We start from the raw sequence: 25,294 nt of genomic DNA, 5'->3' as shown, positions 1-25,294 counted from the left end.
ACACCGGGTGGCGCTTCGCTGACCCTGCCTACAAAATCTCAGGTGTTGGCAGGGTCAGGCGTCGCCGCTTCCCGGCATATTCTCAGACGTTGAGGGCAGTGATTAGCCGCGTCTTCATGCTTTGATAGGCCGTGGTCGCATAGTCCTCCGCCCAGCGCTGATCCTCAATCGCCTCCAACTGCACCGCGCAGTATTTCGTCTCCGGCGTTTTGGAGATGGGATCGAGGTTGTCCTGCGTCAGTTCGTTACAGGCCCCAATCCACCACTGATAGGTCATATAGACCGCCCCGGCGTTGATACGCTCGCTAATGCTGGCGCGGGTAATCACTTTACCACGACGCGAACGCACCCAGACCAGTTGCCCGTCTGTAATGTCCAGCTTAGCTGCATCGGCAGGGTTCATTTGCACGCGGCCAGGCTCGTCGGCCAGGCTTTGCAGCGCGGCGCAGTTCCCGGTCATGGAGCGGCAGGAGTAGTGCCCCACCTCGCGTACCGTACAGAGCACCAGTGGGAAATCCGCATCCGGGGTTTCCGCCGGCGCGCGCCACGGGGCGGCAAAGAGCTGCCCTTTACCGGATGCGGTGTCGAACTGATTGCCTTTGTACAGGTACGGGGTTCCCGGATGATCCAGCGTCGGGCACGGCCACTGGACATGACCCATCTCACCTATTTTTTCATACGTCACGCCGAAGAACAGCGGGCACAGCTCGCGCATCTCGTCCCAGATCTGCTGGTTAGACTCGTAATGCATCGGGTAGCCCATTTCGCTTGCGAGCAGGCTGATGATCTCCCAGTCGCGCTTCACGTTGCCGCTGGCTTCGATGGCTTTGCCAAAACGCTGGAACCCCCGGTCGGCACAGGTAAATACGCCGCCGTGTTCGCCCCAGGAGGTGGCGGGGAGAAGAACATCCGCCACTTCCGCTGTTTTGGTCATAAAGATGTCCTGAACTACCACAAAGTCGAGGGCCTCAAAACCGCTGCGAACCAGGCCGAGATCGGCCTCGGTCTGAAGCGGATCTTCCCCCATGATGTAATAGGCTTTGACCTTACCTTCCAGTGCCAGGTGGGGCACTTCAGTTATGCGTGTTCCGACACGATCGTCCATTTTGTTGACGTCAATCCCCCACGCATCAGCGAACTTCTGCCTGATTGCCGGGTCCGTGACGTCCTGGTAACCCGGGAACATATTGGGTAGAACCCCCATATCGCAGGCGCCCTGTACATTATTTTGGCCGCGTACAGGGCCAACGCCGACGGCAGGTCGTCCAAGGTTGCCGGTCAGCAGCGCCAGGCTGGAAAGTCCTTTGACCACATCGACAGCCTGACCAAACTGCGTTACACCCATGCCCCACATCACGGTGGCTGACGGTGCCGCCGCAAAAGTGCGCATCGCCTGTCGAACATCGCGGGCGGGAATGCCGGTAAGATGTTCGACATTCTCTGGTGCGTAGTCTTTTACCGTCTGACGATAGGCCTCAAGCCCTTCTGTAAAACGCGCAACGTAGTTTTTGTCATAGAGTTCTTCTTCCAGCAGCACATAACCAAAGGCGTTCACCAGCGCCATGTTACTGCCGTTTTTCAGTTGCAGATGCTGATCGGCAATGCGCGCCGTTTCAATGCGACGCGGATCGCAGACGATGATTTTTGCACCGTTTTCCCGGGCCTTCAGCACACGTCTGGCGACGATAGGGTGAGAGTCTGCGCAGTTATAGCCAAAGACCAGCAGACATTTTGAATTTTCGATGTCGTTGATGGAGTTACTCATTGCCCCGTTGCCCAACGTTTCCTGTAAGCCGGCAACGGAAGGACCGTGACAGACGCGTGCACAGCAGTCGACGTTGTTGGTGTTCAGCACAGCACGGGCAAATTTCTGCATCACATAGTTGGTTTCATTCCCGGTACCACGGGAGGAGCCGGTGGTCATGATCGACCGTGGGCCGTACTGCTCTTTAATGCTGCTGAGTTTGTGGGCGGTATAGCGGATTGCCTCTTCCCAGGTGACGGGAGTAAATGCCTCTCCTTTGTGGTAGCGGATCATCGGTTGGGTCAGGCGTGGGGTGAGGAGACGGGTATCGTTGAGGAAATCCCAGCCGTAAAAGCCTTTCAGACACAGGGTGCCCTGGTTTGTGACGCCCTCTGCCGCTTCGGCACGGATAATACGGTTATTTTCAACGACAAGGTTTAATTTACAGCCTGCACCGCAGTAGGGGCAGACGCTGGCGATCTTTTTCATCAATAACAGACCTGTTAAGAAATGAAGCAAAGTTGGCTGGAAAACCCAGCCCCGTAAACGGAAGTAAGCAGGAACCGTGCCAGATTGGCTTTGCTGGTTTTACAGGGGGTTAAGCGGGGAAGGCGCGTGTCATCGTCAGAACATTCGTCAGTTTTGACGATGACACGAGAGCAGGATGAGTGGCCGCGATATTACAGGTCGTCCATGGTGTAGCCCACGACAATTTCCAGGGTCTTGCGAATAACATCCGCCTGGACAACGTCGTTGGTCGATTCCAGCGTCTGAATGAGCCAGAGGATGATCGCTTTGTTGGAGAGATGCCCTTCGGAGGCCAGAACGCAGCGTACTGCAGTAGAAAAAACAGCGGACTCTTCAGCAAAACGATCGCCTGCGTGACGGAAATATTCCGACAGCGCACTGTCTAAAAAAGCAGAATGGTATTCGGGTTGAAGCTGAATATTTTGTCTCATTTGTTCTCACCGTAGCTGTTAAATGACAGTCAATGTATTTTTTTGGGGTTGGACGGTTTTCCACTTCCAAATAACGGCACAACATTGTCTTTGTTATCGTTGAGAGATCCCTCTCTGTTCGTTCGTCCTTGCGCGGTTCTGCGACGTGTAAAGGCGATGCTGTTTGAGCCGATCTCGGCAATCACCACCGCAAGTGTCTCCCTCCGCCAGGGATCCTTTTCATGTTTTTTCATGACCCGCAGACGCTGTAGCAATCCTTCGGTTGTCACTGGCCCCCGCTCTTTCAGAAGAGAAAGGACGGCTTCACCGATAAGCTGGTCTATCAGTCGATCTGCGTCACTGCTGTTCATGGCATTACCGCTCGAAGAGGAGACCAAGCAGCATGTGATAATGTTGTTCCTCTTCCGGGCCATCGGCCCTTTCGAGGCGGCTTAACAGTTTGGTACAGAGCGATTTGCGATTGAGGTTTCGCCCGTCGCTAAGAATCTCAACCACGACCTGCCCCAATGTTTCCTGCTGAGTAGGAAGTGCTGCTTTTTCGAAGTACTGTGCAATCGCTGCTGCCGAATCTGCGACATAACCGTTCTGTTGCATGTTTCACTCCTGTAAAAATTCGTAATCAGTAACGTTACATTTAAGGTATACATAATTCGCAAATCTGTACATTAAAAATGTACAGATTTTTGATTTATTTGTGATATTTTTAATTAATTTCTATTATTTCAATGTGTTATTTGATTTTCGTGAAACGGTATCTCTACAAGATATATTGTACAAATCAGAGCGGCACTTTTAAGTTGTACGGCGCAAAAAAAGGAATCATTAAACGGCGTAAATGATTGAGTTGTAAATTATTTGTCAGGCAATTAATGTGCTATAAAAGATCCGTATCCACATGTTTTTGTGGTCAGAACCTTAACCCCCCAGGAATAGCATGCTTACAACCATCATTTACCGCAGTCATATTTGCGAGGACGTTCCAGTGAAAGCGCTGGAAAAAATGGTCGCTGCTGCAAATAGTAAAAACCGGCAATCCAATGTCACGGGGATCTTGCTGTTTAACGGCACTCATTTTTTTCAATTGCTCGAAGGGCCAGTCGAACACGTTTCGTCAATCTATGAGCAGATCTGTAAGGACGCACGCCACCATAACGTGGTGGAGTTGATGCGCGATCACGGGCCTACCCGGCGTTTTGGCAACGTGGGTATGGAGCTGTTTGATTTGCGCCAGTTCGACAGGGAAGAGGTACTTCAGCAGGTGCTTAACAAAGGCACCACACGTTATCAGTTGACATACAATGACCGTCCTTTGCAGTTTTTCCGCACCTTTGTCGAGGCCACTGAGAAAGCCAACTATTTTGAATTGCCTCCGGCGGATTCATGGGATTTTATCCCCGAAGAAACACCGCTATCCGCGCAACCTGAGGTGGTGGCAAAAGGAGCGGACTGCAGTTTTGCGTTTCAACCCATCGTCGATCCGTTCATGCAGCAGGTCGTCTCCTGGGAGGCGCTTCTCCGCACACCGTCCGGGGATTCACCAGGTGTGTACTTCGCCAACCGCCCACGTGACGACGTGTACGCATCTGATTTGCACAGCAAGCAGGTTGCGCTCTCAATGGCCAGCGCGCTGGGGCTACAGGACCAGACATTATCCCTCAACCTGCTACCTATGACGCTGGTTAATGTTCCGAATGCCGTGGACTTCCTGCTCACCACGATTGATGCAAATGGCTTTGTGCCCGAGCAAATTGTGGTGGAGTTTACGGAGAGCGAAGCCATTTCCCGTTTCGAAGAATTTACCCATTCGGTCAGACAGTTAAAAAGTGCGGGTATCAGTGTGACGATCGATCACTTTGGTGCCGGTTTTGCCGGGCTACAGTTACTGGCACAGTTCCAGCCGGACAGAATTAAAATTAATCGCGACCTGGTCGCAAACGTGCACAAAAGCGGCCCCAGACAGGCCATCATTCAGGCGATCATCAAGTGCTGTACCTCCCTAGAAATTCAGTTCTGTGCGGTCGGCGTGGAGAAGGCGGAAGAGTGGATGTGGCTGGAGTCTGCGGGAATTTCTCAGTTTCAGGGACACCTTTTTGCCAGCCCCCGGCATGGCGGAATTCCGGCTATTGTGTGGCCAGAGAAAAAGTCCGAGTTCTGAAAAAGCTGTACACAGTTCGACTGACGTGACTGTACGAACGGTAAAATTTATACAACAATGTATGAACAGGTAAATGGCTTGTAACGCAATCACCTGCTTAAAACGAGGTCTTAGTTATACAAATGGTTTGTACAATCTGATAAGGTTGGTGTAGTTGGGTATGGAAGTACTGTGCGTGAGGGAGTTAATGGCCTATTACAGTATCGGCGAAGTGGCCGAACGATGCGGTATCAACCCCGTTACGCTGCGTGCCTGGCAGCGCCGTTATGGATTGTTGAAGCCGCAGCGCAGCGAAGGGGGTCATCGTCAGTTTGACGATGAAGATATCCTGCGTATTGAAGAGATCAAGCGCCTGATGAAAAGCGGCGTCTCGGTCGGAAAAGTCAAAGCCTTACTGGAAAACAAGGACGTACTGACTCAGGGTAACTGGGTTTCATTCCAGGAAGAGATGATGACCGTTCTGCGTTATGCCAGCCCGGCAAAGCTGCGCGCCAAAATTGGTGAGTTCCGCCGCGATCACGCGCTGGATGCACTGATTGATAACATCATCTCTCCCGTCCGCCAGCGAATGAATCAGGACCAGAACACCGTGCGTCACATGGCAAGCCTGCTTGACGGCGTCCTGATTGAATTCGCGATTGCAAGCCTGGCGGAGTCCCGCAAGAAAGCGGGTAAAGACGCGCTGCTTATTGGCTGGGAATGCGAGGACCGTACTCATCTGTGGCTTGAGGCTGCTCGCTTATCGCAGAAAGGCTGGCATATTGATGTGCTGGCGGAACCTATTGACTCACCGCGTCCGGAACTTTTCCCGGGGCAAAAAATCTTCGTCTGGACGGGGAAATCCCCAACGCCTCGCCAGCAGGAACAGCTCGATCACTGGCGTGAACAAGGGTTCTCTGTGTCGTTTCATATTTAAACTAAGGGGTCCGGAAGGGCCTTTTTGCTTTAGATTTCGTCATCATCTGACCTGTTTCGTCAATCCAGCGGCGTCGGTTCGTCGATTTCGAATACCATAATACAATAGCGTACAAAAAATAGAATAATTGATGTTCATTAAGCACAATACTCTACTTTTTTTCGGGAAATAATGTCATTAGCCTGCGATTAGCTATCACGGATTTATCTTCAGTACCGTAAGTATTTTTGATTGCTTTTTCTCAGGGCGGAATCCTTGGGGGATAGTTTGTATTTTTCAAAGTATTTTTCCTAAGGTTGAGTATAAATTAAATTATGAGGTTATATAGGATGAGGAAAAATAGCATTTTTTATTCAGGCCAGCGGCGTTCTGATGTAAGCAATAGTTATCTTCTGGGAAATGGTTACCGTGGTTTTAACCCCATTCTGAAACGTTTTACTGGCCAGGATAACATGAGCCCATTTGACGCCGGGGGGGGGAACGGTTTTGCCTATTGCAGTGGTGATAGCATTAATAACACTGATGCATCCGGGCATGGTCCATTGCTGGATTTTATTTTCATCTTTGCAGGTTTTGTTGGGCGTAATGTTCGCAGAGCCTCTGAAGAAATGGAGGTTGCCGGACAGGCAATGAACAGAGTCGAAGGGATGATGGATTTGGAGGTTGGTAGAAATGTTGTTTCAGCAGTTGCCACAGACGGTTCTTCATTTACTCCAGGAGATGCCTTAAACGCGCAAAAGGGATTTTTCGAAGATTTTTTGCGCCAACAAGATATTTTAGTAGATGGCTGGCAAAGTAATAACAAATTTAGCGCGTTATATAATAGTGATAGCCGTGAATTGAAAGGCACAATAAAACTTGTGCTCAACAAGGAAGGTGGGTTTACAGCTAGAATTAAACTTACGAAAAGAGTAGCATACCGTTTAAGTTGGGGGGAAGGTTCGGGTGTTATATTTAGGAGACCAAGCCAGACGGTGGCTAAATATTATCTTGATTCCACTGTGCATAAAGCCTTTATCAATCATTTTGAACGTTCGGTGCGAAGCCGTTTTCTGCATGCCCTACCAGATTATGCCGAGGCCTCTCAACTCTTTAGACCACGCCGACAAGGTCCGCGCATTGCCGTTGAAAATCTAAATTTACCCCCTGCCTATGATACCCTGGGTTTATTGTTTGATTCTGCACCTCCCGCATATAGTGAAGTGTAAACACGTATTATTTTGCCGATATATAGTGTAAATCTTCCTGGCCTGGCCTGGCCTGGCCAGGCCATTCGGTATGATTGAATAAGTGCTATCTCCAGGGTGGTGCTTACATATGCTGCCTGCCCGTTGTTCACTGCAAGACAAAAATCTATCTTAAAAATAGGCATTTCCGATGCATATTTTATTTTTTCCTCTTCCTTCGTGTTTTTGGATGAATAATGCATTATTTATCAATGCATTGAACAATTAAATCCATCCCTCCGGCCTGTCGCAACAGGGTCTATGCTTAATAAAAGTAGCCAAAAAGGGCGGTTTAGCCGAATGCCCCTGCTGCCAGAGGGTTGAAGTGATAATCGTTATCACTAACATGGTGTTATGCCCTGATGGCTAATCAGATGAGGTGGACCTATGGAACTGCATTCAGAAACCTTCAATCCTGCCGATTTTACCTGGCGCGGTTTAACGCTCACGCCAGCGGCGGCGGCACATATTCACGAGCTGGTGGCGAAAAAGCCCGAGATCCTCGGCGTGCGCCTTGGAGTCAAACAGACGGGATGCGCAGGCTTCGGCTACGTGCTTGATACCGTCACCGAACCCGAGAAAGATGATCTGGTCTTCGAGACCGACGGCGCAAAATTGTACGTCGCGCTGCAGGCCATGCCCTTTATCGACGGTACAGAAGTGGACTACGTACGGGAAGGTTTAAACCAGCTGTTCAAATTTCACAACCCGAAAGCCAAGAACGAATGCGGCTGTGGCGAAAGCTTTGGGGTATAGGCGGAACTATGTCTCGTAATACTGAAGCAACGAGTGAAGTAAATACCTGGAGCGGGGGGCACCTCAACTATAAAGAGGGGTTCTTCACCCAGCTGCAGACCGACGAGCTGGCGAAAGGCATTAACGAAGATGTCGTGCGGGCGATCTCGGCGAAACGTAATGAGCCAGAGTGGATGCTGGAGTTTCGCCTGAGCGCTTACCGCGCGTGGCTGGAGATGGAAGAGCCGCACTGGCTGAAAGCGCATTATGACAAGCTGAATTATCAGGACTACAGCTACTACTCAGCGCCATCCTGCGGCAGTTGCGACGATACCTGTGCCTCTCAGCCTGGCGCAGTACAGCAGACTGGCGCTGAAAACAGCTTCCTCAGCAAAGAGGTGGAAGAAGCCTTCAACCAGCTGGGCGTGCCCGTACGTGAGGGCAAAGAGGTGGCGGTAGACGCCATTTTTGACTCCGTCTCAGTGGCAACCACCTACCGTGAAAAGCTGGCAGAGCAGGGGATCATTTTCTGCTCCTTCGGTGAAGCCATTCACGAGCACCCGGAACTGGTGAAAAAGTACATTGGGACCGTGGTGCCCTCTAACGACAACTTCTTTGCGGCGCTCAACGCGGCGGTGGCCTCTGACGGTACCTTTATCTATGTGCCGAAAGGCGTGCGCTGTCCGATGGAACTCTCGACATATTTCCGCATCAACGCCGAAAAAACCGGTCAGTTTGAACGGACCATTTTGGTGGCCGATGAGGGCAGCTATGTCAGTTACATCGAAGGGTGTTCCGCCCCGGTGCGTGACAGCTACCAGCTGCACGCGGCGGTAGTGGAGGTCATCATCCATAAAGATGCCGAGGTGAAATACTCGACGGTACAAAACTGGTTCCCGGGTGACGGCAATACCGGTGGCATCCTGAACTTCGTGACCAAACGTGCGCTGTGCGAAGGTGAAAACAGCAAGATGTCGTGGACCCAGTCAGAAACGGGCTCGGCTATCACCTGGAAATACCCGAGCTGCATTCTGCGTGGGGATAACTCCATCGGTGAGTTCTACTCTGTGGCGCTGACCAGTGGCCATCAGCAGGCCGATACCGGGACCAAGATGATCCACATCGGGAAAAATACCCGGTCGACCATCATCTCGAAAGGCATCTCCGCCGGACATAGCCAGAACAGCTATCGCGGGCTGGTGAAAATCATGCCGACGGCCACCAATGCGCGGAACTTTACCCAGTGTGACTCGATGCTGATTGGCGCAGACTGCGGGGCGCATACCTTCCCGTACGTCGAGTGCCGTAACAACACGGCCCAGCTTGAGCACGAGGCGACGACGTCACGGATTGGGGAAGATCAGCTCTTCTACTGCCTGCAGCGCGGGATCAGCGAAGAAGATGCTATTTCGATGATTGTGAACGGCTTCTGTAAGGACGTGTTCTCTGAACTGCCGCTGGAATTTGCCGTTGAAGCCCAGAAACTCCTCGCCATTAGTCTTGAACACAGCGTCGGTTAAGGAAAGCACATGTTACGTATTAAAGATTTACAGGTTAGCGTGGAAGACAAAGCGATCCTGCGTGGCCTCAATTTTGATGTCAAACCGGGTGAAGTTCACGCCATCATGGGGCCAAATGGTTCCGGGAAAAGTACGCTTTCAGCGACGCTGGCAGGCCGTGAAGATTATGAAGTGACCCACGGCTCGGTCGAATTTAACGGCAAAGATCTGCTGGAAATGTCCCCGGAAGATCGTGCGGGAGAGGGCATCTTTATGGCCTTCCAGTACCCGGTAGAAATCCCTGGCGTCAGTAACCAGTTCTTCCTGCAAACGGCGCTGAATGCGGTGCGCAAGTATCGCGGCCTGGAGGCGCTGGACCGCTTCGATTTCCAGGATTTGATGGAAGAGAAGATCAAACTGCTGAAAATGCCGGAAGATCTGCTCACCCGCTCGGTTAACGTTGGTTTCTCTGGGGGTGAGAAAAAACGCAACGACATCCTGCAGATGGCGGTTCTGGAACCCGCGCTGTGCATTCTGGATGAGACCGACTCCGGTCTGGATATTGACGCCCTGAAGATTGTCGCTGACGGCGTTAACTCGCTGCGCGATGGTAAGCGTTCGTTCATTATCGTCACCCACTATCAGCGTATTCTCGACTACATCAAGCCGGACTACGTCCACGTGCTTTACCAGGGGCGCATTGTGAAATCGGGTGATTTTACGCTGGTTAAACAACTGGAGGAGAAGGGTTATGGCTGGCTTACCGAACAGCAGTAATGCGCTCCAGCAGTGGCACAGACTGTTTGAAGCCCAGGGTGAGACACGCTCTGAGCAAGCGCAGCAGCATTTACAGCAGATGCTGCGTCTCGGCCTGCCTTCGCGAAAGCATGAGAACTGGAAATACACCCCGCTTGATGGCCTGATGAACGGCGAGTTTGTCACCCGTCTGGCGGATATCACCCCGGTGCAGCGCGATGCGCTGGCACTGAGTGTGGATGCCGTGCGTCTGGTGTTTGTCGATGGTCAGTTCCGCCCGGAACTGAGCGATGACACGCAGGAGAGCGGGTTCGGCATCGCGATTAACGACGATCGTCAGAGCCTGACGACAGCAGTTCAGCCGGAAGTGTTTCTGCATCTCACTGAAAGTCTGGCGCAATCTGTGACGCATATTAATGTGAAGCGTAACCAGCGCCCGGCCAAACCGCTGTTGCTGATGCATATCACCCAGGGGCTGGACGGCGACGAGATCAACACGGCTCACTACCGCCATCATCTTGAACTGGCTGAGGGGGCGGAAGCCACGGTGATTGAGCATTACGTCAGTCTCAACGATATCCGACACTTTACCGGATCGCGTCTGACGATGAACGTTGCCGCCAATGCCCATCTTCACCATATCAAGCTGGCGTTTGAGAATGCGCAGAGTCACCACTTCGCCCATAACGATATTTTGCTCGGTCAGGATGCCGCAGCCTACAGCCACAGTTTTCTACTCGGTGGCGCCGTGCTGCGCCATAACACCAGCACGCAGCTTAACGGTGAAAACACCACGCTGCGCATCAACAGCCTGGCGATGCCGGTCAAAGCGGAAGTGTGCGACACGCGCACCTGGCTTGAACACAACAAGGGCTACTGCAACAGCCGTCAGTTGCACAAAACCATTGTCAGCGACAAAGGGCGTGCGGTGTTTAATGGCCTGATTAACGTGGCGCAACACGCGATTAAAACTGACGGGCAGATGACCAATAACAATCTGCTGCTGGGACGACTGGCAGAAGTGGATACCAAACCGCAACTGGAGATCTATGCCGACGACGTGAAATGCAGCCATGGTGCGACGGTCGGGCGGATTGATGATGAGCAGATGTTCTACCTGCGTTCCCGTGGCATCGACCAGCAGGCGGCGCAGAAAATGATTATCTATGCGTTTGCCGCCGAACTGACGGAAGCGTTGCACGATGGCCTGTTAAAACAGCAGGTGCTGGCCCGTATTGGTCAGCGTCTGCCTGGAGGCGAAGTATGAGTTTTCCCGTAGAGAAAGTGCGGGCAGATTTTCCGGTTCTGACCCGTGAAGTGAACGGTCTTCCTTTGGCCTACCTGGACAGTGCGGCCAGCGCACAGAAGCCGAATCAGGTGGTGGATGCGGAAGCCGAGTTCTACCGTCATGGCTACGCCGCCGTGCATCGGGGGATCCACACGCTGAGTGCTGAAGCGACTCAACGCATGGAGAATGTGCGTACGCAAATAGCCGCCTTTCTCAATGCACGGTCACCGGAAGAGCTGGTGTTTGTGCGGGGTACCACGGAGGGGATCAACCTTGTCGCCAACAGCTGGGGCAACGCGCAGGTCCACGCAGGTGACAACATCATCATCACCCAGATGGAGCACCACGCCAATATTGTGCCGTGGCAGATGCTCTGTGAGCGTGTGGGGGCGCAATTGCGGGTCATTCCGTTGAATGAAGACGGGACGCTGCAGCTCGAGCAGCTTGACGCATTACTCGACGATAAAACCCGGCTGGTGGCGGTCACTCAGGTCTCCAACGTACTGGGGACGGAAAACCCGGTCGCAGAGATTGTCGGGAAAGCCCATCAGTCCGGCGCGAAGGTGCTGATTGACGGTGCTCAGGCGGTAATGCACCACGCGGTTGATGTTCAGGCGCTGGACTGTGATTTCTACGTCTTCTCCGGGCATAAGCTGTATGGCCCAACGGGGATTGGCGTGTTGTATGTGAAAGAGGACATCCTGCAGGCGATGCCGCCGTGGGAAGGCGGCGGGTCGATGATTGCCACCGTCAGCCTGTCGGAAGGGACTACCTACGCCCGTGCGCCGTGGCGTTTTGAGGCGGGGACACCTAACACAGGCGGGATTATCGGACTGGGGGCGGCGGTCTCTTATGTCTCCGCGATCGGCCTTGATAGTATTCAGGAGTACGAACAGCTGCTGATGCACTATGCGCTTGCGGAGCTTGCCAGCGTGCCGGATCTGACCCTCTATGGACCTGCCGACCGGCAAGGGGTGATCGCGTTTAATCTCGGGAAACACCATGCTTATGACGTGGGCAGTTTCCTCGATAACTACGGCGTGGCGGTCCGTACCGGACACCACTGCGCCATGCCGCTGATGGCGTTTTACCAGGTGCCGGCAATGTGCCGCGCGTCGCTGGTGATGTACAACACAATGGAAGAGGTCGACAGACTGGTGGCAGGGCTAAAACGTATTCACCAGCTGCTGGGCTAACGGAGAGGCAAAATATGGCAGAGTTGCCGGATAAAGATAAATTGCTGCGTAACTTCGGGCGTTGCGCGAACTGGGAAGAGAAGTATCTCTATATTATTGAGCTGGGACAGCGTTTACCTCCGCTCAGTGAAGAGGCGCATAACCCGGAGAATACCATTCAGGGCTGCCAGAGCCAGGTGTGGATTGTGATGGAGCAAACTCACGACGGCACAATCCAGTTGCACGGCGACAGCGATGCAGCGATTGTAAAAGGGCTTATCGCCGTGGTGTTTATTCTTTATCACCAGATGTCGGCGCAGGACATTGTTGCGTTTGATGTCCGCCCGTGGTTTGAAAAAATGGCTCTGACTCAACACCTCACCCCCTCCCGTTCCCAGGGACTCGAAGCGATGATTCGCGCCATTCGCGCTAAAGCTGCAATCCTTAGCTAGACTTATAAAACAGCATTCATTCTGTTTCGCGAGGTGGTTCCCGCCTCGCTGGTTTTTCAGCTTTCTGACGTTCTGTCAGTGAATAAGGAATCTCAGCATGAAGCGCGCGTCTCTCATAACTCTATTACTCCTTGGTTCGCTCGGTGCTCTTAATTCGGCCCGCGCGATGGACTACCCATTGCCGCCCGCAGGCAGTCGTCTGATTGGGCAAAATCAAACCTACACGATACAGGAAGGGGATAATAAGCTGCAGACCATTGCCCGCCGGTTTAATACTGCAGCCCAGGTGATCCTGGAAACCAACAATACTATTGCGCCGATAAACCCTGCCCCGGGAACCGTTATTACCATTCCGTCGCAAATGCTGTTGCCGGATACGCCCCGCGAGGGGATTGTGGTGAATCTCGCTGAGCTTCGGCTCTACTACTTCCCGCCGGGAGAAAACATTGTTCAGGTTTTTCCGCTCGGCATCGGACAACTGGGGCTGGAAACACCCGTCACGACCACGCGGGTGAGCCAGAAAATCCCTAATCCTACCTGGACACCAACACCGGGCATCAGAGCACGCTCTCTGGAGCAGGGGATTAAATTACCTCCGGTTGTACCCGCCGGGCCGAATAACCCGCTAGGACGCTTTGCACTGCGTTTAGGCGTGGGTAATGGGGAATACCTGATCCACGGCACCAGTGCGCCGGACAGCGTCGGCCTGAGGGTCAGCTCTGGCTGTATGCGGATGAACGCCCCGGATATTAAAGCTCTGTTTGAACAGGTACGGGTTGGCACGCGGGTACAGATTATCAATGAGCCCGTGAAGTTTTCCGTCGAACCGGATGGTAAACGCTATATTGAAGTCCACCGTCCGCTGGCGCAGGTTGAGGGGGAAAACCCGCAGGTTTCGCCAATCACGCACTCCGCAGACTTTGCGACATTTGTTTCTCAGGTGGGAAGTGATAAAACGCTTATCAATAAGGCCCTGTCACGCCGTGCCGGGATCCCGGTTGTTGTATCGTCGGGTAGCGCGCCATCAGCCAGTAATAACGTGTTGTCGGTGCAGAACAGTCAGGCGTCTGCTGCCGTAGCGGAAGATGAAGGGGAGAAGGTGACGCAGTAGCAGTTTGATGCAGGCAAAAAAAATGGCGCACAATGTGCGCCATTTTATTAACAGGTACTATTACTTACGGTATTTAGTAGCCTGGTTGTCCAGACGCTGGTTAGCGCGAGCTGCGTCGTCTTTAGCAGCCTGAACGTCGGAACGCATTGCGTTCACGTCGTTGCTCAGCTGGTCAACTTTAGCGTTCAGAGTCTGAACGTCAGAAGACAGCTGATCGATTTTAGCGTTGCTGGAGCAACCAGCCAGCAGAGTAGAACCCAGGATTACCGCGCCCAGTACCAGTTTAGTACGATTCATTATTAATACCCTCTAGATTGAGTTAATCTCCATGTAGCGTTACAAGTATTACACAAAGTTTTTTGGGTTGAGAATATTTTTTTGATGGGAATACCCCTATTTTTGATCGTTCGCTCAAAGAAGCATCGAATCAGCCCTTTTCGGGCAAAAATCTATGTAAAAAAAGGCATTTATCATCGGATTCATCTTAGATAATTCGCAATTAAATAGAAAAACCCGATTTGCATTTTGAATGACTTTGGCTAATGCCAGGAATAAAAAAAGCGCCCCGAGGGGCGCTTTTTACCAAAATTAATTCGTTCGGGAATTATTACAGCACGTGAACAGATGCTGTATTGGTAGTTCCGCTTGGTACCAGTGCACCAGAAACCATAACCACAACGTCACCTTTCTGAGCCAGGCCACGATCAACCAGCTCCAGAGCCACTTCTTTACCCAGGCGATAGAAATCATCGGTAGAGGCAATTTCTTTCACCAGGTGAGGCACAACGCCTTTGCTCAGTACCAGCTGACGAGCAGTGGTTTCATTGGTGGTCAGTGCCAGGATGGTCGCATCCGGGAAGTATTTACGCACAGCGCGAGCAGATTTACCGCCCTGGGTGGCAACCACGATCAGTGGCGCTTCCAGTTTCTCTGCAGTTTCAACTGCACCACGGCACACCGCTTCAGTGATGCGCAGTTTACGGCTGTCGTTGTTGTAATCCAGACGGCTTTTCATCACACGGTCGGTGCGTTCGCAGATGGTGGCCATGATGGTCACTGCTTCCAGCGGATATTTACCCTTCGCGGATTCGCCAGACAGCATAACTGCATCAGTACCGTCGAGGATGGCGTTTGCCACGTCGCCTGCTTCTGCGCGGGTTGGGCGTGGGTTTTTGATCATGGAGTCCAGCATCTGCGTTGCAGTGATAACCACTTTACGCGCGCGAACACATTTCTCGATCATCATCTTCTGCGCGAAGATCACTTCTTCAACCGGGATTTCAACGCCCAGGTCGCCACGTGCAACCATGATGCCGTCAGAGGCTTCGAGGATTTCGTCGAAGTTGTTCAGGCCTTCCTGGTTTTCAATTTTGGAGATGATCTGGATCTTCTCGCCGCCGTGCGCTTTCAGGTGCTCACGGATCTCAACCACGTCGGAACGTTTGCGGATGAAAGAGGCTGCAACGAAGTCAACGCCTTGCTCGCAACCGAAGATCAGGTCTTGTTTGTCTTTTTCAGCCAGTGCTGGCAGCGCGATGGAAACGCCCGGCAGGTTAACGCCTTTGTTTTCACCCAGGTCGCCGTTGTTCAGCACTTTACAGATAACTTTGTTACCTTCGATAGCGGTGACTTCCATACCGATCAGACCATCGTCTACCAGTACGGTGTTACCGACGGACAGGTCGCTGGTGAAGCCTTCATAGGTCACAGCAACGATTTCGCTGTTGCCGACAACGGATTTGTCAGTAGTGAAGGTGAAAGTCTGGCCCGCTTTCAGAGAGACATCGTTACCGCCTTCCAGTTTGATGGTGCGGATTTCAGGACCTTTAGTATCCAGCAGGATCGCGGCTTTTTTACCGGTCTTGCTCATCACGTTGCGCAAATTCTGGATACGCTGACCGTGTTCTGCGTAGTCACCATGGGAGAAGTTCAGACGCATCACGTTCATGCCGGCATCCAGCATTTTGCTCAGCATCTCTTCAGATTCGGTTTTCGGGCCGATAGTACAAACAATTTTCGTCTTTTTCATGACAGTCTTAGTCTTTAAGTTGGGAAGGATATGGAAATCTCGCTCCTGGGGCGCACCGCCGCGGAGTCAAACCTGTGTTGCAAAAGAGTATATGACACGCACTAAGGATAGGAGACATCAAATGAGCGTGCAGAAGAAAGTGTGCCTGAGTGACAGCCCAACGAAGGAGAGGAGAAGTTGTACGTTGTTTTTTGTATTCCAAGCGCTGAAACCATTCACCAGGGATTAGGCGCGCATTATACGCTGATTTTTAGCTAAAAGGAAAATGGAAACGGTGTTTCAGAAATAATCTGTGAAGTTTCACATAATATTGTTATCAAGGCGTTAAGCCATAATGACAACTTATGGCGGCAGGGGATTAACCTGCCGCATTTTGCTTATTTTTTCAGCGCCTGGCTGAGGTCGGCAATCAGGTCTTTTGGATCTTCAATTCCCACTGACAGGCGGATCAGCTGCGGCACAATGCCGTTTGCCAGGCGTTGCTCCAGCGGAATCGAGGCGTGCGTCATGCTGTAAGGCTGGCTCACAAGGCTCTCAACGCCGCCCAGGCTTTCCGCAAGGGTGAACAACTTCAGGTTGCGAATCACTTCTGTTGCACGTTGCGCATCGCCTTTTACGACAACAGAAATCATTCCGCCGGGCAATGCCATCTGCGTGCGGGCAAGCGAATATTGTGGGTGCGATTCCAGTCCTGGATAGAACACTTTTTCAACCTGCGGATGTTGCTCCAGCCATTGCGCAATCGCCAGCGCGTTGGTGCTGTGCTTTTCTACCCTCAAAGCCAGCGTGCGAATACCGCGCAGCGTCAGGAAGCTGCTGAACGGATCCAGTACGCCACCGACCGCGTTTTGCAGGTAGCCAAGTTTGTCCGCCAGCGCCTGGTTATCTCCTACCACCGCCAGTCCGGCGACGACGTCAGAGTGGCCGTTAAGGTATTTGGTGGCGGAGTGCACCACGATATCGAAACCCGATTCCAGCGGACGGTGGATCACCGGCGACGCGAAGGTGTTATCCGCCACGCTGATGACGTTATGACGACGGGCGATCGCCGCAATGGCCGCCAGGTCCGCCAGCTTCAGTAGCGGGTTGGTTGGCGTTTCTACCCAGATCATACGCGTATCCGGGCGAATGGCGGCCTCCAGCCCGGCTAAGTCATCAGGTTTAACCCAGCTGACCTGCAGGCCGGTGCTGTGCTTGCGCACGTTCTCGATCAGGCGATACGTCCCACCGTAAACGTCATCGATGGCGACAATATGGCTGTCTTTATCCAGCAGTTCGAGCACCGTGGAGATGGCAGCCAGACCGGAGGCAAACGCGTAGCCGCGCGTGCCGCCCTCCAGTTCGGCAATCGCCGTTTCCAGCGTGTGGCGGGTGGGGTTGCCGCTCCGGGAATATTCATAGCCGGTATGTTCCCCGGGAGACGGTTGCGCAAACGTTGAGGTGGCGTAAATCGGTGGCATAACTGCACCATGTTGATCGTTAAACTCGCCGCTATGTACGCTCAAGGTAGCCAGGTTTTTCATCATCTATTCCTTTATTGCTGAAGACGGTTGCGCCAGGCGGTCAGAACGTCGCTGCGCGTAATCAGACCGAGAAAACGGTCGTTGTCATTGATCACGGCCACCAGACCGCGGTCGAAAATGGTATTCAGGTCGCTCTCTGGTGCGCGTTTATCGAGGAACTCCACCTGACGGGTCATGGCCTCAGTTACGGGAAGTGCGAAGCGATCGCCATCGCCGCCGATATGCCGCAGGAGATCCCATTCGTCGATAATGCCGACGACCTTGCCGTTCTCCAGTACCGGCAACTGGGAGATGTCATACAGACGCATGCGTGCCAGTACGGTGGCAAGCGTGTCGTCCGGGGCGGCGGTGACGGTAGCCCCTTCATCGTGGCGCAGGGCGATATAGTCGGAGAGATCGCCTGCCTGCGGGCGCGTGATCAGGCCTTGCTGACGCATCCAGTCATCGTTGAACATCTTCGAGAGGTATTTATTGCCGCTGTCGCAGGCGAAAGTCACCACGCGCTTCGGCGTGGTCTGCGCCTGGCAGTATTTCAGCGCCGCCGCCAGCAGCGTGCCGCTGGAGGAGCCTGCCAGAATACCTTCCGTTTTCAGCAGCTCGCGCGCGGTGGTGAAGGCTTCCCGGTCGGTGATGCGCCAGGCGCGATTCACGCCTTCGATGTGGGCCAGCGGAGGAATAAAGTCTTCGCCAATTCCCTCAACCAGCCAGGAGCCGGCATCGTGATATTTCCCGGTTTCTACCTGGTCTGCCAGAACGGATCCTGCTGGGTCTGCCAGCACAAACTCCGTGTGCGGAGAGTGCTCGGCGAACCACGCCTGCAGGCCGCCCAGCGTCCCGCCTGAACCCACACCCACTACGATAGCGTCGATCTTGCCGTCCAACTGCTCATACAGTTCCGGGGCTGTGGTGGTGCGGTGTGCCAGCGGATTGGCTTCGTTATTGAACTGGTCGATGTAAAACGCGCCGGGCAGTTCATTAGCCAGGCGCTGCGCGTAATCCTGGTAATAGGCGGGATGGCCCTTATTAACGTCGGAGCGGGTCAGTACCACCTGGGCACCCAGCGCGCGCAGGTGGAAAATTTTCTCGCGGCTCATTTTGTCCGGTACCACCAGGATCAGCGAGTAGCCTTTCTGAGCGGCGATCAGAGCCAGGCCGAGACCGGTATTTCCCGCCGTCGCCTCAATGATCGTGCCGCCCGGCTGCAGCTGGCCGGTACGCTCCGCTTCGTTAATCATCGACAGCGCAACGCGATCCTTAATAGAACCGCCCGGGTTCTGGTTTTCCAGCTTCAGGAACAGCGAGCAGGGACCGGTATCAAGCTTATGCAGCTGGATAAGCGGGGTACGACCAATCAGTTCGGTGACGGAGTGATAAATCGTCATGATATTTTCCTTTCTGGATGTCATGACGGGATGATAGGGCGGTGTAATTTTCGCAATAAAGAACCATTCACTGCCGTTTAGAACTGAAAGGAATATAAATGCCATTTTTGGATGTCAGGATAGCAAGACGTAAAGTTGTCTGGATGTGAGGATGGCTATACCAGTGAGAAATGCTGCAAAAATGACCGATTTTTAAGGGTGTCAGCCAGCAGATATACATCTGGCAGATAATCATTGCTGAAATTGGTCTAAATGCTTCCCTCCCGGTAAATCCGCTGTTTATTTCCCACGGTTATAACACATGCCTTTTTATTCATTTAAAAGCTGATAACGCCTGTTTACACTCGTTTGGACATCCATACTTCTAAACCGCCATGAGCGGGACGGATAACGAATAAGAATGATTGTACTGAGTAATATTTCGAAGGTTTTTGACAACGGAAAAGTGGCACTGACTGCCGTTGATGACGTCAACTTGACGGTAGAGCAGGGACAGATTTACGGAATTATTGGTTACAGTGGGGCCGGGAAAAGCACGCTGATTCGTCTGCTGAACGGTCTGGAAAAACCCAGCACCGGAAGTGTCACCATTAATGGGCAGAACATTTCTGCCGCCAGTGGCGAGGCGCTGCGCCAGGCACGCCTGAAAATCAGTATGGTGTTCCAGCATTTCAACCTGCTGTGGTCGCGCACGGTTTCAGAAAACATCGCGTTTTCAATGCAAATTGCTGGTGTGCCGAAAGCGAGAATCAAGGCGCGCGTGGCCGAGCTTGTCGAGCTCGTTGGGCTGAAAGGGCGTGAGAATGCCTACCCGTCGCAGTTAAGCGGCGGGCAGAAACAACGTGTCGGCATTGCACGAGCATTGGCGAACAACCCTGACGTGCTGCTTTGTGATGAAGCCACGTCAGCGCTCGACCCGCAGACTACCGATCAGATCCTCGATCTGCTGCTGGATATTAACCGCCGCTTCAAACTGACCATCGTGTTGATCACGCACGAGATGCACGTGGTGCGCAAAATCTGCGACCGCGTGGCGGTAATGGAGAACGGTAAAGTGGTGGAAGAAGGGGATGTGCTGAGCGTCTTTACCCATCCACAACAGCCCATTACGCAGCAGTTTGTCCGCCAGGTAAGCCAGTATGCCGAGGAGGAAACCTTCAATAGCGAGCTGGCAAACGATCTGGAAGGCACGGTCATCAAACTGACGTTTACCGGGCACAGCACGCATAAGCCGATCGTAGGTGAGTTGACCCTCCGCTACGGCCTGCCGTTTAACATCCTGCACGGGAAAATGACGCAAACCGCCCATGGCGTGTTTGGCCAGCTCTGGGTGCACGTCGTGGCATCTGACGAACAACTGAACAATATCCTCGCCGACCTGCAGCACAGCGATATTGAAGGCGAGGTGATTAAACATGGCTGAGAATCTCTTTCCGCATCTCAAATGGGATCAGCTCTGGGCGGCGACGCTGGAGACGCTGTACATGACGGCGCTTTCAGGCGTGGCGACGTTTGTGCTGGGCATCGTGCTGGGTCTGGCGCTGTTTTTAACCGCACGCGGTGGGTTGTTTCACAATCGCACGGTGTATAGCTTCATTTCGATTGTGGTGAACGTGTTCCGTTCTATTCCGTTCATCATTTTGATTGTGTTGCTGATCCCGTTCACCAAGACCATTGTTGGCACCATCCTTGGCGCCAACGCGGCACTGCCGGCACTGATTGTCGGCGCCGCACCGTTCTACGCACGCCTGGTGGAGATCGCCCTGCGTGAAGTGGATAAAGGCGTCATCGAAGCAACTCGCTCGATGGGCGCACGACTGAGCACGTTAGTGTTTCGGGTTTTACTGCCGGAATCATCACCTGCACTGGTATCAGGTATTACGGTGACGCTGATTGCGCTGGTGAGTTACAGCGCGATGGCGGGGGTGATTGGCGCCGGTGGTTTGGGAAATCTGGCTTATCTGGAAGGATTCCAGCGCAACCATGGTGACGTCACGCTGGTGGCAACGGTGACTATTTTAATCATCGTTTTCATCATTCAGTTCTGCGGCGACATCATTACTTCACTGTTAGATAAACGCTAATAAATACACACAGGAACCACATCATGAAAAAGACACTGACATTGATCGCTGCAGCAACCCTGAGTGCCCTGAGCTTTGCCTCCTGGGCAGATACCCTGACCGTGGGGGCATCCAACACGCCACACGCTGAAATTCTGGAGCAGGCAAAACCGATTCTGGCGAAGCAGGGTATCGACCTGGAGATTAAACCGTTCCAGGACTACATTCTGCCCAACACTGCGCTGGCGGGTCATGATATCGACGCGAACTATTTCCAGCACATCCCTTACCTGAACAGCGTTCTGAAAGATCATGCGGGCGACAAGGATTATGATTTTGTCAGTGCAGGCGCGATCCACATTGAGCCAATCGGCATTTACTCTAAAAAATATAAGTCGCTGAAAGATCTGCCGGAAGGCGGCAAGATCATCATGCGTGACGCTGTTTCTGAAGAGGGCCGTATCCTCTCTATCTTTGAAAAAGAGGGCGTGATCAAGCTGAAACCGGGCATCGACAAAGTGACCGCGCGCATCAGCGACATCGTAGAAAACCCGAAAAAGCTGCAGTTCACCCCTAACGTTGAAGCCTCTCTGCTGCCGCAGATGTACAACAATGATGAAGGCGCTGCGGTGGTGATCAACGCCAACTACGCGATTGACGCCGGTCTGGATCCGGTTCACGACCCGATTGCGGTTGAGAGCGGTGAAAACAACCCGTACGCCAACATCATCACCGTCCATCGCGGTGACGAGAAGAAGAAAGATATCGTTGCGCTGGTGAACGTGTTGCACTCGAAAGAGATTCAGGACTGGATCCGCACCAGGTACAAAGGCGCAGTCATTCCAGTAAACAACTAATTAGCTGATTTTACAGATGAAGCCCGGCGAGTCTCTCGCCGGGCTTCTTTTTTGTATCCGGCAGGAGAATCATTTAAGCTCAACGTTTAACAGGCAATGGAGTGATGACGATGGGTAATGTGACTAAAGATGAAGCGCTGTATCAGGAGATGTGCCGGGTAGTCGGTAAGGTGGTGCTTGAGATGCGTGATTTAGGGCAGGAGCCAAAGCATATTGTCATTGCCGGAGTACTGCGTACCGCGCTGGCGAACCAGCGCGTTAAACGCAGTGAATTAACAACCGAAGCGATGGAAACGGTGGTTAAAGCGCTGGCCGGGTGATACGCCAGCGTTTCGCAAGCTGCTCCAGCGAGCAGCAGAGCAGGTAGTAGACCACACCCGTAAAGATAAAAATGGCCGCCGGGTAGATTTGCACCCGGTTGTTGACCTGTCCCGCGACTGTGGTCAGTTCCGGTACGTTCACGATAAACGCCAGCGACGTATCCTTCAGCAGGCTGATAAAAATCCCCACCAGTGACGGCAGAATATTCCTCAGCGCCTGCGGCAGCAGTACGCGCAACAACGTTTGTTGCGTGCTGAATCCCTGAGACAGGGCAGCCTCATATTGCCCGGAGGGTAGCGCGTTAAGTCCGGCCAGCACTGAGTGCATCACGGTTGCCGCCGTAAACCAGGCCAGGGCCAGCGTGACGGTAAGCGCTCCCGGCATGTCGCCTCCGGTAATGAGCGGCAGCAGATACCACATCCAGAAAATCACGAAGATGAGCGGGATACCGCGGATCAGCTCTGCCCACAAGAAGAGCAGCTTGCGTAGGAGCCCGGTAAAGCGCCAGGCCAGACACGCGAGAGCAACCCCGCCGGGCAGAGCAATGACGGCTGCTCCAGTCGCCATCATCAACGAGAGCAATACGCCGCCCGGTTCACCCGCTGCCGCACGTCCCCACAGCAGATAATCGAGGTTATCGGTGATGACATTAAGTCCGGCAATCATGTTTTTCACTCCCTGCGGTGACAGCGATGGGGCGTTTACGTTTCGCCTGAGGTCCAATACGAACCAGCACCATTCCCATGACCAGACCGGTCAGGAGATAGAGTGCGGTACCGACAGTAAATGCTTCCAGCGCATGCGCGTTGTAGCTTTCAATCTGCCTGACCTGGTAGGTGAGTTCGGCAAAGCCAATCCCGCTGGCGAGCGAGGAGAGCTTCATCAGATTAAGGTACTGCCCCACAACGGGCTGCCAGGCGTTGGCCAGGCCCTGCGGCAGAAGGATGTGACGAAACAAACGCCACGAAGAGAAACCCTGAGCCAGCGCGGCCTCCCGTTGTCCGGCAGGCACAGAACGTAACCCTGACTCCACCTCTTCGATTAAAAACGCCGAGGTAAAGACGCCCAACCCCCAGGCGGAACATAAAAACTCGGGTGTAAACCACCAGACGTCGCCGGGCAGAATTGACCAGCTGTGATCCGCGTTAACCACGTCGCGAAACGCCTGTGGTAATCCGTTCCAGGCGGCAAAATACCAGAACAGCAGCTGCACCAGCAGCGGCGTATTGCGAAACAGCGATACCCAGCCACTGACGATGGCGCTCCCGAGACGTCCGCCGGAAAGGCGCAGGAGCATAAAAAGTAACGCCAGCAGGCTTGCCAGCATGATCCCCATAATCGTGACCCACAGGGTGGTGAGAAATCCGGAGAATATCCACTGCAGGGGCTGTCCGGTCAGTACCCCGTGCCAGTCGAGCGCGGGCATTACAGATGCTCCTGATGCAGTGGGTTAAGCACCTTTTGCAGGAAACGCTGCGCGCGCGGATGTGAGGGCTGACTAAAAAACTGCGCCGGCGGTGCAATCTCGAGAATTTGCCCGCCGTCGATAAAGACGATCCGGTCGGCAATCTCCCGGGCAAACTGCATCTCGTGGGTCACGACGATCATGGTGATCCCGCTGTGGGCGAGGGCTTTCATCACAAACAGCACTTCGCCAATCATCTCAGGATCGAGAGCCGATGTCGGCTCGTCGAAGAGAATGATTTGCGGCGAAGAGGCCAGAGCACGGGCTATCGCCACGCGCTGCTGTTGACCACCAGAAAGCTCTGCCGGGAAATGGTGGGCTTTTTCCAGCATTCCGACTTTCTCCAGCAGGGACAGCGCGCGCTCCTGGGCAGGTTGCGGCTTCCAGCCGTGAACCTGCTCCAGCGCCAGGGTGATGTTCTGGCTGGCGGTGAGATGGGCATAAAGATTGAATTGCTGGAACACAAACCCCACGCGGCTGCGCAGTTGACGCAGCCCGATACCAGACAGCTTGCCGGTCGGTTTGTTGTCGACAAGGATCTCCCCGCCGCTCAGGGTTTCAAGCTGGTTGATGAGACGAATCAGGGTGGATTTACCGGAACCCGAAGGGCCGAGGATGGCGACCACTTCTCCGGGCGTGATGGTGAGGTTAATGTCGTTTAAAACCTGATGGTCACCGTAACGTTTGTCCACATGACGAAACTCGACGCTGGCCTGTTCCAGATGTGAAAAATCCGCGGCACCGGCCGCGGAGTGTGAAAATAAACCTGAGAGCATATTACTTAGCTTCTATTTTAAAGGCGCGAGGCTGTGGAGCTGGAGTGCCTGGACCAAACCAGACGTCGTAGATTTTTGCCGCCTGGCCGTTCTTCTCGAGATTAACCAGCTCGTTGTTAACGGCCTTCAGAAGCGCGGTTTCACCTTTCTTCACCCCCACGCCAATCTCTTCTTTACTGAGCAGATCGGGCAGGATTTTGAAGTTGGCTTTATCCGGCGCCTGCGCCAGCAGACCGGCCAGAATAGTGCTGTCCTGGGTGATTGCCTGCACGTTGCCATTGCGCAGTGCCGTCAGCGCCAGTGGAATATCGTCATAAGAGAGCACGCGGGACTGCGGGAAACGCTGGTGCAGCGCCTGTTCGCCCGTGGTTCCTTTGACCGCGCCAATACGCGCCCGACTATAGTCATCGAGCTTGTCCGGTGATTTCGCCGGAACCAGGAACTGCTGGCCGGTGACGAAGTAAGGCGTCGAGAAATCAATGACCTGTGCGCGTTCCGGGGTGATGGTGATATCCGCCACGATCAGGTCGGCTTTGCCGGACTGCAGCAGCGGAATGCGGTTGGCCGGATTGGTGGCAACCAGTTCAAGCTTCACGCCGAGTGATTTAGCCAGCGCTTTGGCGAAGTCCACGTCGTAACCCACGATCTCATGCGTTTTGGCATCAATCGAGCCAAACGGCGGGTTGGCATCAAATGTGGCTACTTTCACCACCCCTGCTGCCTTGATATCCGCCAGCTGATCGGCCTGCGCCTGCGCTGAAAACAGGCCCCAGGCTGCCACTAATCCCAGAACCAGCGTCCGTTTTTTAAACCCTTTCATTTTTGCTGCCATAGTCATACGCCATCCCGTTGTTTTTGTTTT

General features: G+C 53.4%; 27 protein-coding genes. 14 read left to right on the top strand and 13 right to left on the bottom strand.

Translation table 11 applies throughout. From position 1 onward, the window contains the following. Window positions 1-82 precede the first annotated feature (82 nt). The 4 genes from fdhF to ycgZ form a co-directional block, all read right to left on the bottom strand. Window positions 83-2,233: a formate dehydrogenase subunit alpha gene (fdhF, locus tag AC0XWG_RS20555; RefSeq protein ID WP_475680994.1), complete on the bottom strand. Its 2,151-nt coding sequence runs from the start codon at window positions 2,231-2,233 to the stop codon at window positions 83-85. A 191-nt stretch (window positions 2,234-2,424) separates the two neighbouring features. Next, window positions 2,425-2,703 carry a biofilm/acid-resistance regulator YmgB/AriR gene (locus tag AC0XWG_RS20550; protein ID WP_028017255.1) on the bottom strand — a complete coding sequence of 93 codons (279 nt, stop codon included), beginning with the start codon at window positions 2,701-2,703 and terminating at the stop codon, window positions 2,425-2,427. 29 nt (window positions 2,704-2,732) lie between these two features. After that, entirely contained in the window at window positions 2,733-3,053 is a 321-nt protein-coding gene (locus AC0XWG_RS20545; protein WP_028017256.1) for a hypothetical protein, read from the bottom strand. 4 nt (window positions 3,054-3,057) lie between these two features. After that, window positions 3,058-3,297, bottom strand: a complete 240-nt coding sequence (ycgZ, locus tag AC0XWG_RS20540; protein ID WP_028017257.1) for a regulatory protein YcgZ — start codon at window positions 3,295-3,297, stop codon at window positions 3,058-3,060. A gap of 340 nt (window positions 3,298-3,637) precedes the next feature. On the opposite strand from ycgZ, the gene AC0XWG_RS20535 reads away from it, so the two are divergent. From AC0XWG_RS20535 to ldtE, 10 genes are all read left to right on the top strand, one after another. Next, window positions 3,638-4,858: a diguanylate phosphodiesterase gene (locus AC0XWG_RS20535; protein ID WP_475680993.1), complete on the top strand. Its 1,221-nt coding sequence runs from the start codon at window positions 3,638-3,640 to the stop codon at window positions 4,856-4,858. A 187-nt stretch (window positions 4,859-5,045) separates the two neighbouring features. Then, window positions 5,046-5,774: a MerR family transcriptional regulator gene (locus AC0XWG_RS20530; RefSeq protein WP_128347977.1), complete on the top strand. Its 729-nt coding sequence runs from the start codon at window positions 5,046-5,048 to the stop codon at window positions 5,772-5,774. A gap of 329 nt (window positions 5,775-6,103) precedes the next feature. Continuing rightward, complete coding sequence (locus tag AC0XWG_RS20525; RefSeq protein ID WP_164881337.1) at window positions 6,104-6,982, top strand: RHS repeat-associated core domain-containing protein; 879 nt, start codon at window positions 6,104-6,106, stop codon at window positions 6,980-6,982. Window positions 6,983-7,387: 405 nt separating this feature from the next. Then, window positions 7,388-7,756 (top strand): Fe-S cluster assembly scaffold SufA, encoded by a 369-nt coding sequence (sufA, locus tag AC0XWG_RS20520; protein ID WP_475680992.1) that lies wholly within the window; start codon window positions 7,388-7,390, stop codon window positions 7,754-7,756. Window positions 7,757-7,764: 8 nt separating this feature from the next. Continuing rightward, the gene (sufB, locus tag AC0XWG_RS20515) at window positions 7,765-9,255 is read left to right on the top strand and encodes a Fe-S cluster assembly protein SufB (RefSeq protein ID WP_028017261.1); all 1,491 of its coding nucleotides are present in this window, start codon (window positions 7,765-7,767) and stop codon (window positions 9,253-9,255) included. Between the two features lie 9 nt (window positions 9,256-9,264). Next, the gene (gene sufC, locus AC0XWG_RS20510; protein WP_128347975.1) at window positions 9,265-10,011 is read left to right on the top strand and encodes a Fe-S cluster assembly ATPase SufC; all 747 of its coding nucleotides are present in this window, start codon (window positions 9,265-9,267) and stop codon (window positions 10,009-10,011) included. Then, window positions 9,986-11,257, top strand: coding sequence for a Fe-S cluster assembly protein SufD (gene sufD / locus AC0XWG_RS20505; RefSeq protein WP_108090122.1), 1,272 nt, complete (start codon window positions 9,986-9,988; stop codon window positions 11,255-11,257). Before sufC ends, sufD begins: the two co-directional genes overlap by 26 nt. Beyond that, complete coding sequence (gene sufS / locus AC0XWG_RS20500) at window positions 11,254-12,474, top strand: cysteine desulfurase SufS (RefSeq protein WP_128347974.1); 1,221 nt, start codon at window positions 11,254-11,256, stop codon at window positions 12,472-12,474. Before sufD ends, sufS begins: the two co-directional genes overlap by 4 nt. A gap of 14 nt (window positions 12,475-12,488) precedes the next feature. Further along, the gene (sufE, locus tag AC0XWG_RS20495; RefSeq protein WP_028017265.1) at window positions 12,489-12,905 is read left to right on the top strand and encodes a cysteine desulfuration protein SufE; all 417 of its coding nucleotides are present in this window, start codon (window positions 12,489-12,491) and stop codon (window positions 12,903-12,905) included. A gap of 97 nt (window positions 12,906-13,002) precedes the next feature. Further along, window positions 13,003-14,016: a L,D-transpeptidase LdtE gene (gene ldtE, locus AC0XWG_RS20490; RefSeq protein ID WP_108090120.1), complete on the top strand. Its 1,014-nt coding sequence runs from the start codon at window positions 13,003-13,005 to the stop codon at window positions 14,014-14,016. A gap of 60 nt (window positions 14,017-14,076) precedes the next feature. Here ldtE and lpp read toward each other — a convergent pair whose 3' ends face one another. The 5 genes from lpp to AC0XWG_RS20465 form a co-directional block, all read right to left on the bottom strand. Further along, on the bottom strand, window positions 14,077-14,313 hold the full coding sequence (gene lpp / locus AC0XWG_RS20485; protein WP_001082307.1) for a murein lipoprotein Lpp: 237 nt from the start codon (window positions 14,311-14,313) through the stop codon (window positions 14,077-14,079). Window positions 14,314-14,623: 310 nt separating this feature from the next. Further along, window positions 14,624-16,045, bottom strand: a complete 1,422-nt coding sequence (gene pykF, locus AC0XWG_RS20480) for a pyruvate kinase PykF (RefSeq protein ID WP_028017267.1) — start codon at window positions 16,043-16,045, stop codon at window positions 14,624-14,626. A 7-nt stretch (window positions 16,046-16,052) separates the two neighbouring features. After that, window positions 16,053-16,247 carry a protein YnhH gene (gene ynhH, locus AC0XWG_RS20475; RefSeq protein ID WP_418721936.1) on the bottom strand — a complete coding sequence of 65 codons (195 nt, stop codon included), beginning with the start codon at window positions 16,245-16,247 and terminating at the stop codon, window positions 16,053-16,055. Between the two features lie 175 nt (window positions 16,248-16,422). Next, entirely contained in the window at window positions 16,423-17,568 is a 1,146-nt protein-coding gene (locus AC0XWG_RS20470) for a trans-sulfuration enzyme family protein (protein ID WP_128347973.1), read from the bottom strand. A gap of 11 nt (window positions 17,569-17,579) precedes the next feature. Beyond that, window positions 17,580-18,950: a pyridoxal-phosphate dependent enzyme gene (locus tag AC0XWG_RS20465; protein WP_128347972.1), complete on the bottom strand. Its 1,371-nt coding sequence runs from the start codon at window positions 18,948-18,950 to the stop codon at window positions 17,580-17,582. 400 nt (window positions 18,951-19,350) lie between these two features. On the opposite strand from AC0XWG_RS20465, the gene AC0XWG_RS20460 reads away from it, so the two are divergent. The 4 genes from AC0XWG_RS20460 (at window position 19,351) to fumD (ending at window position 22,190) form a co-directional block, all read left to right on the top strand. After that, window positions 19,351-20,373 (top strand): methionine ABC transporter ATP-binding protein, encoded by a 1,023-nt coding sequence (locus AC0XWG_RS20460; RefSeq protein ID WP_028017270.1) that lies wholly within the window; start codon window positions 19,351-19,353, stop codon window positions 20,371-20,373. Next, window positions 20,366-21,034 (top strand): methionine ABC transporter permease, encoded by a 669-nt coding sequence (locus tag AC0XWG_RS20455; protein WP_128347971.1) that lies wholly within the window; start codon window positions 20,366-20,368, stop codon window positions 21,032-21,034. Before AC0XWG_RS20460 ends, AC0XWG_RS20455 begins: the two co-directional genes overlap by 8 nt. A 23-nt stretch (window positions 21,035-21,057) precedes the next feature. Beyond that, the gene (locus AC0XWG_RS20450; RefSeq protein WP_128347970.1) at window positions 21,058-21,870 is read left to right on the top strand and encodes a MetQ/NlpA family ABC transporter substrate-binding protein; all 813 of its coding nucleotides are present in this window, start codon (window positions 21,058-21,060) and stop codon (window positions 21,868-21,870) included. 110 nt (window positions 21,871-21,980) lie between these two features. After that, window positions 21,981-22,190, top strand: a complete 210-nt coding sequence (fumD, locus tag AC0XWG_RS20445; RefSeq protein WP_008500615.1) for a fumarate hydratase FumD — start codon at window positions 21,981-21,983, stop codon at window positions 22,188-22,190. Here fumD and AC0XWG_RS20440 read toward each other — a convergent pair. Genes AC0XWG_RS20440 through AC0XWG_RS20425 form a run of 4 tightly spaced genes read right to left on the bottom strand, consistent with a single transcriptional unit; the run spans window position 22,171 to window position 25,264 of the window. Next, complete coding sequence (locus tag AC0XWG_RS20440) at window positions 22,171-22,857, bottom strand: amino acid ABC transporter permease (protein ID WP_128347969.1); 687 nt, start codon at window positions 22,855-22,857, stop codon at window positions 22,171-22,173. The two genes, fumD and AC0XWG_RS20440, sit on opposite strands and share 20 nt — an antisense overlap. Beyond that, window positions 22,841-23,617 carry an amino acid ABC transporter permease gene (locus AC0XWG_RS20435; RefSeq protein WP_128347968.1) on the bottom strand — a complete coding sequence of 259 codons (777 nt, stop codon included), beginning with the start codon at window positions 23,615-23,617 and terminating at the stop codon, window positions 22,841-22,843. Before AC0XWG_RS20435 ends, AC0XWG_RS20440 begins: the two co-directional genes overlap by 17 nt. Beyond that, complete coding sequence (locus tag AC0XWG_RS20430; protein ID WP_128347967.1) at window positions 23,617-24,432, bottom strand: amino acid ABC transporter ATP-binding protein; 816 nt, start codon at window positions 24,430-24,432, stop codon at window positions 23,617-23,619. The genes AC0XWG_RS20435 and AC0XWG_RS20430 overlap by 1 nt, the downstream gene beginning before the upstream one ends. Before the next feature lies 1 nt (window position 24,433). Continuing rightward, window positions 24,434-25,264: an ABC transporter substrate-binding protein gene (locus tag AC0XWG_RS20425; protein ID WP_475681125.1), complete on the bottom strand. Its 831-nt coding sequence runs from the start codon at window positions 25,262-25,264 to the stop codon at window positions 24,434-24,436. Window positions 25,265-25,294 lie beyond the last annotated feature (30 nt).

This window comes from Enterobacter sp. DVT3837 (assembly GCF_056238685.1).
This window is presented reverse-complemented; position numbering and strand designations above follow the sequence as displayed.

Bases quoted from the DNA above. Each gene is read 5' to 3' on its own strand.
- fdhF (WP_475680994.1), bottom strand. From the start codon at position 2,233: ATGAAAAAGATCGCCAGCGTCTGCCCCTACTGCGGTGCAGGCTGTAAA.
- AC0XWG_RS20550 (WP_028017255.1), bottom strand. From the start codon at position 2,703: ATGAGACAAAATATTCAGCTTCAACCCGAATACCATTCTGCTTTTTTA.
- AC0XWG_RS20545 (WP_028017256.1), bottom strand. From the start codon at position 3,053: ATGAACAGCAGTGACGCAGATCGACTGATAGACCAGCTTATCGGTGAA.
- ycgZ (WP_028017257.1), bottom strand. From the start codon at position 3,297: ATGCAACAGAACGGTTATGTCGCAGATTCGGCAGCAGCGATTGCACAG.
- AC0XWG_RS20535 (WP_475680993.1), top strand. From the start codon at position 3,638: ATGCTTACAACCATCATTTACCGCAGTCATATTTGCGAGGACGTTCCA.
- AC0XWG_RS20530 (WP_128347977.1), top strand. From the start codon at position 5,046: ATGGCCTATTACAGTATCGGCGAAGTGGCCGAACGATGCGGTATCAAC.
- AC0XWG_RS20525 (WP_164881337.1), top strand. From the start codon at position 6,104: ATGAGGAAAAATAGCATTTTTTATTCAGGCCAGCGGCGTTCTGATGTA.
- sufA (WP_475680992.1), top strand. From the start codon at position 7,388: ATGGAACTGCATTCAGAAACCTTCAATCCTGCCGATTTTACCTGGCGC.
- sufB (WP_028017261.1), top strand. From the start codon at position 7,765: ATGTCTCGTAATACTGAAGCAACGAGTGAAGTAAATACCTGGAGCGGG.
- sufC (WP_128347975.1), top strand. From the start codon at position 9,265: ATGTTACGTATTAAAGATTTACAGGTTAGCGTGGAAGACAAAGCGATC.
- sufD (WP_108090122.1), top strand. From the start codon at position 9,986: ATGGCTGGCTTACCGAACAGCAGTAATGCGCTCCAGCAGTGGCACAGA.
- sufS (WP_128347974.1), top strand. From the start codon at position 11,254: ATGAGTTTTCCCGTAGAGAAAGTGCGGGCAGATTTTCCGGTTCTGACC.
- sufE (WP_028017265.1), top strand. From the start codon at position 12,489: ATGGCAGAGTTGCCGGATAAAGATAAATTGCTGCGTAACTTCGGGCGT.
- ldtE (WP_108090120.1), top strand. From the start codon at position 13,003: ATGAAGCGCGCGTCTCTCATAACTCTATTACTCCTTGGTTCGCTCGGT.
- lpp (WP_001082307.1), bottom strand. From the start codon at position 14,313: ATGAATCGTACTAAACTGGTACTGGGCGCGGTAATCCTGGGTTCTACT.
- pykF (WP_028017267.1), bottom strand. From the start codon at position 16,045: ATGAAAAAGACGAAAATTGTTTGTACTATCGGCCCGAAAACCGAATCT.
- AC0XWG_RS20470 (WP_128347973.1), bottom strand. From the start codon at position 17,568: ATGAAAAACCTGGCTACCTTGAGCGTACATAGCGGCGAGTTTAACGAT.
- AC0XWG_RS20465 (WP_128347972.1), bottom strand. From the start codon at position 18,950: ATGACGATTTATCACTCCGTCACCGAACTGATTGGTCGTACCCCGCTT.
- AC0XWG_RS20460 (WP_028017270.1), top strand. From the start codon at position 19,351: ATGATTGTACTGAGTAATATTTCGAAGGTTTTTGACAACGGAAAAGTG.
- AC0XWG_RS20455 (WP_128347971.1), top strand. From the start codon at position 20,366: ATGGCTGAGAATCTCTTTCCGCATCTCAAATGGGATCAGCTCTGGGCG.
- AC0XWG_RS20450 (WP_128347970.1), top strand. From the start codon at position 21,058: ATGAAAAAGACACTGACATTGATCGCTGCAGCAACCCTGAGTGCCCTG.
- fumD (WP_008500615.1), top strand. From the start codon at position 21,981: ATGGGTAATGTGACTAAAGATGAAGCGCTGTATCAGGAGATGTGCCGG.
- AC0XWG_RS20440 (WP_128347969.1), bottom strand. From the start codon at position 22,857: ATGATTGCCGGACTTAATGTCATCACCGATAACCTCGATTATCTGCTG.
- AC0XWG_RS20435 (WP_128347968.1), bottom strand. From the start codon at position 23,617: ATGCCCGCGCTCGACTGGCACGGGGTACTGACCGGACAGCCCCTGCAG.
- AC0XWG_RS20430 (WP_128347967.1), bottom strand. From the start codon at position 24,432: ATGCTCTCAGGTTTATTTTCACACTCCGCGGCCGGTGCCGCGGATTTT.
- AC0XWG_RS20425 (WP_475681125.1), bottom strand. From the start codon at position 25,264: ATGGCAGCAAAAATGAAAGGGTTTAAAAAACGGACGCTGGTTCTGGGA.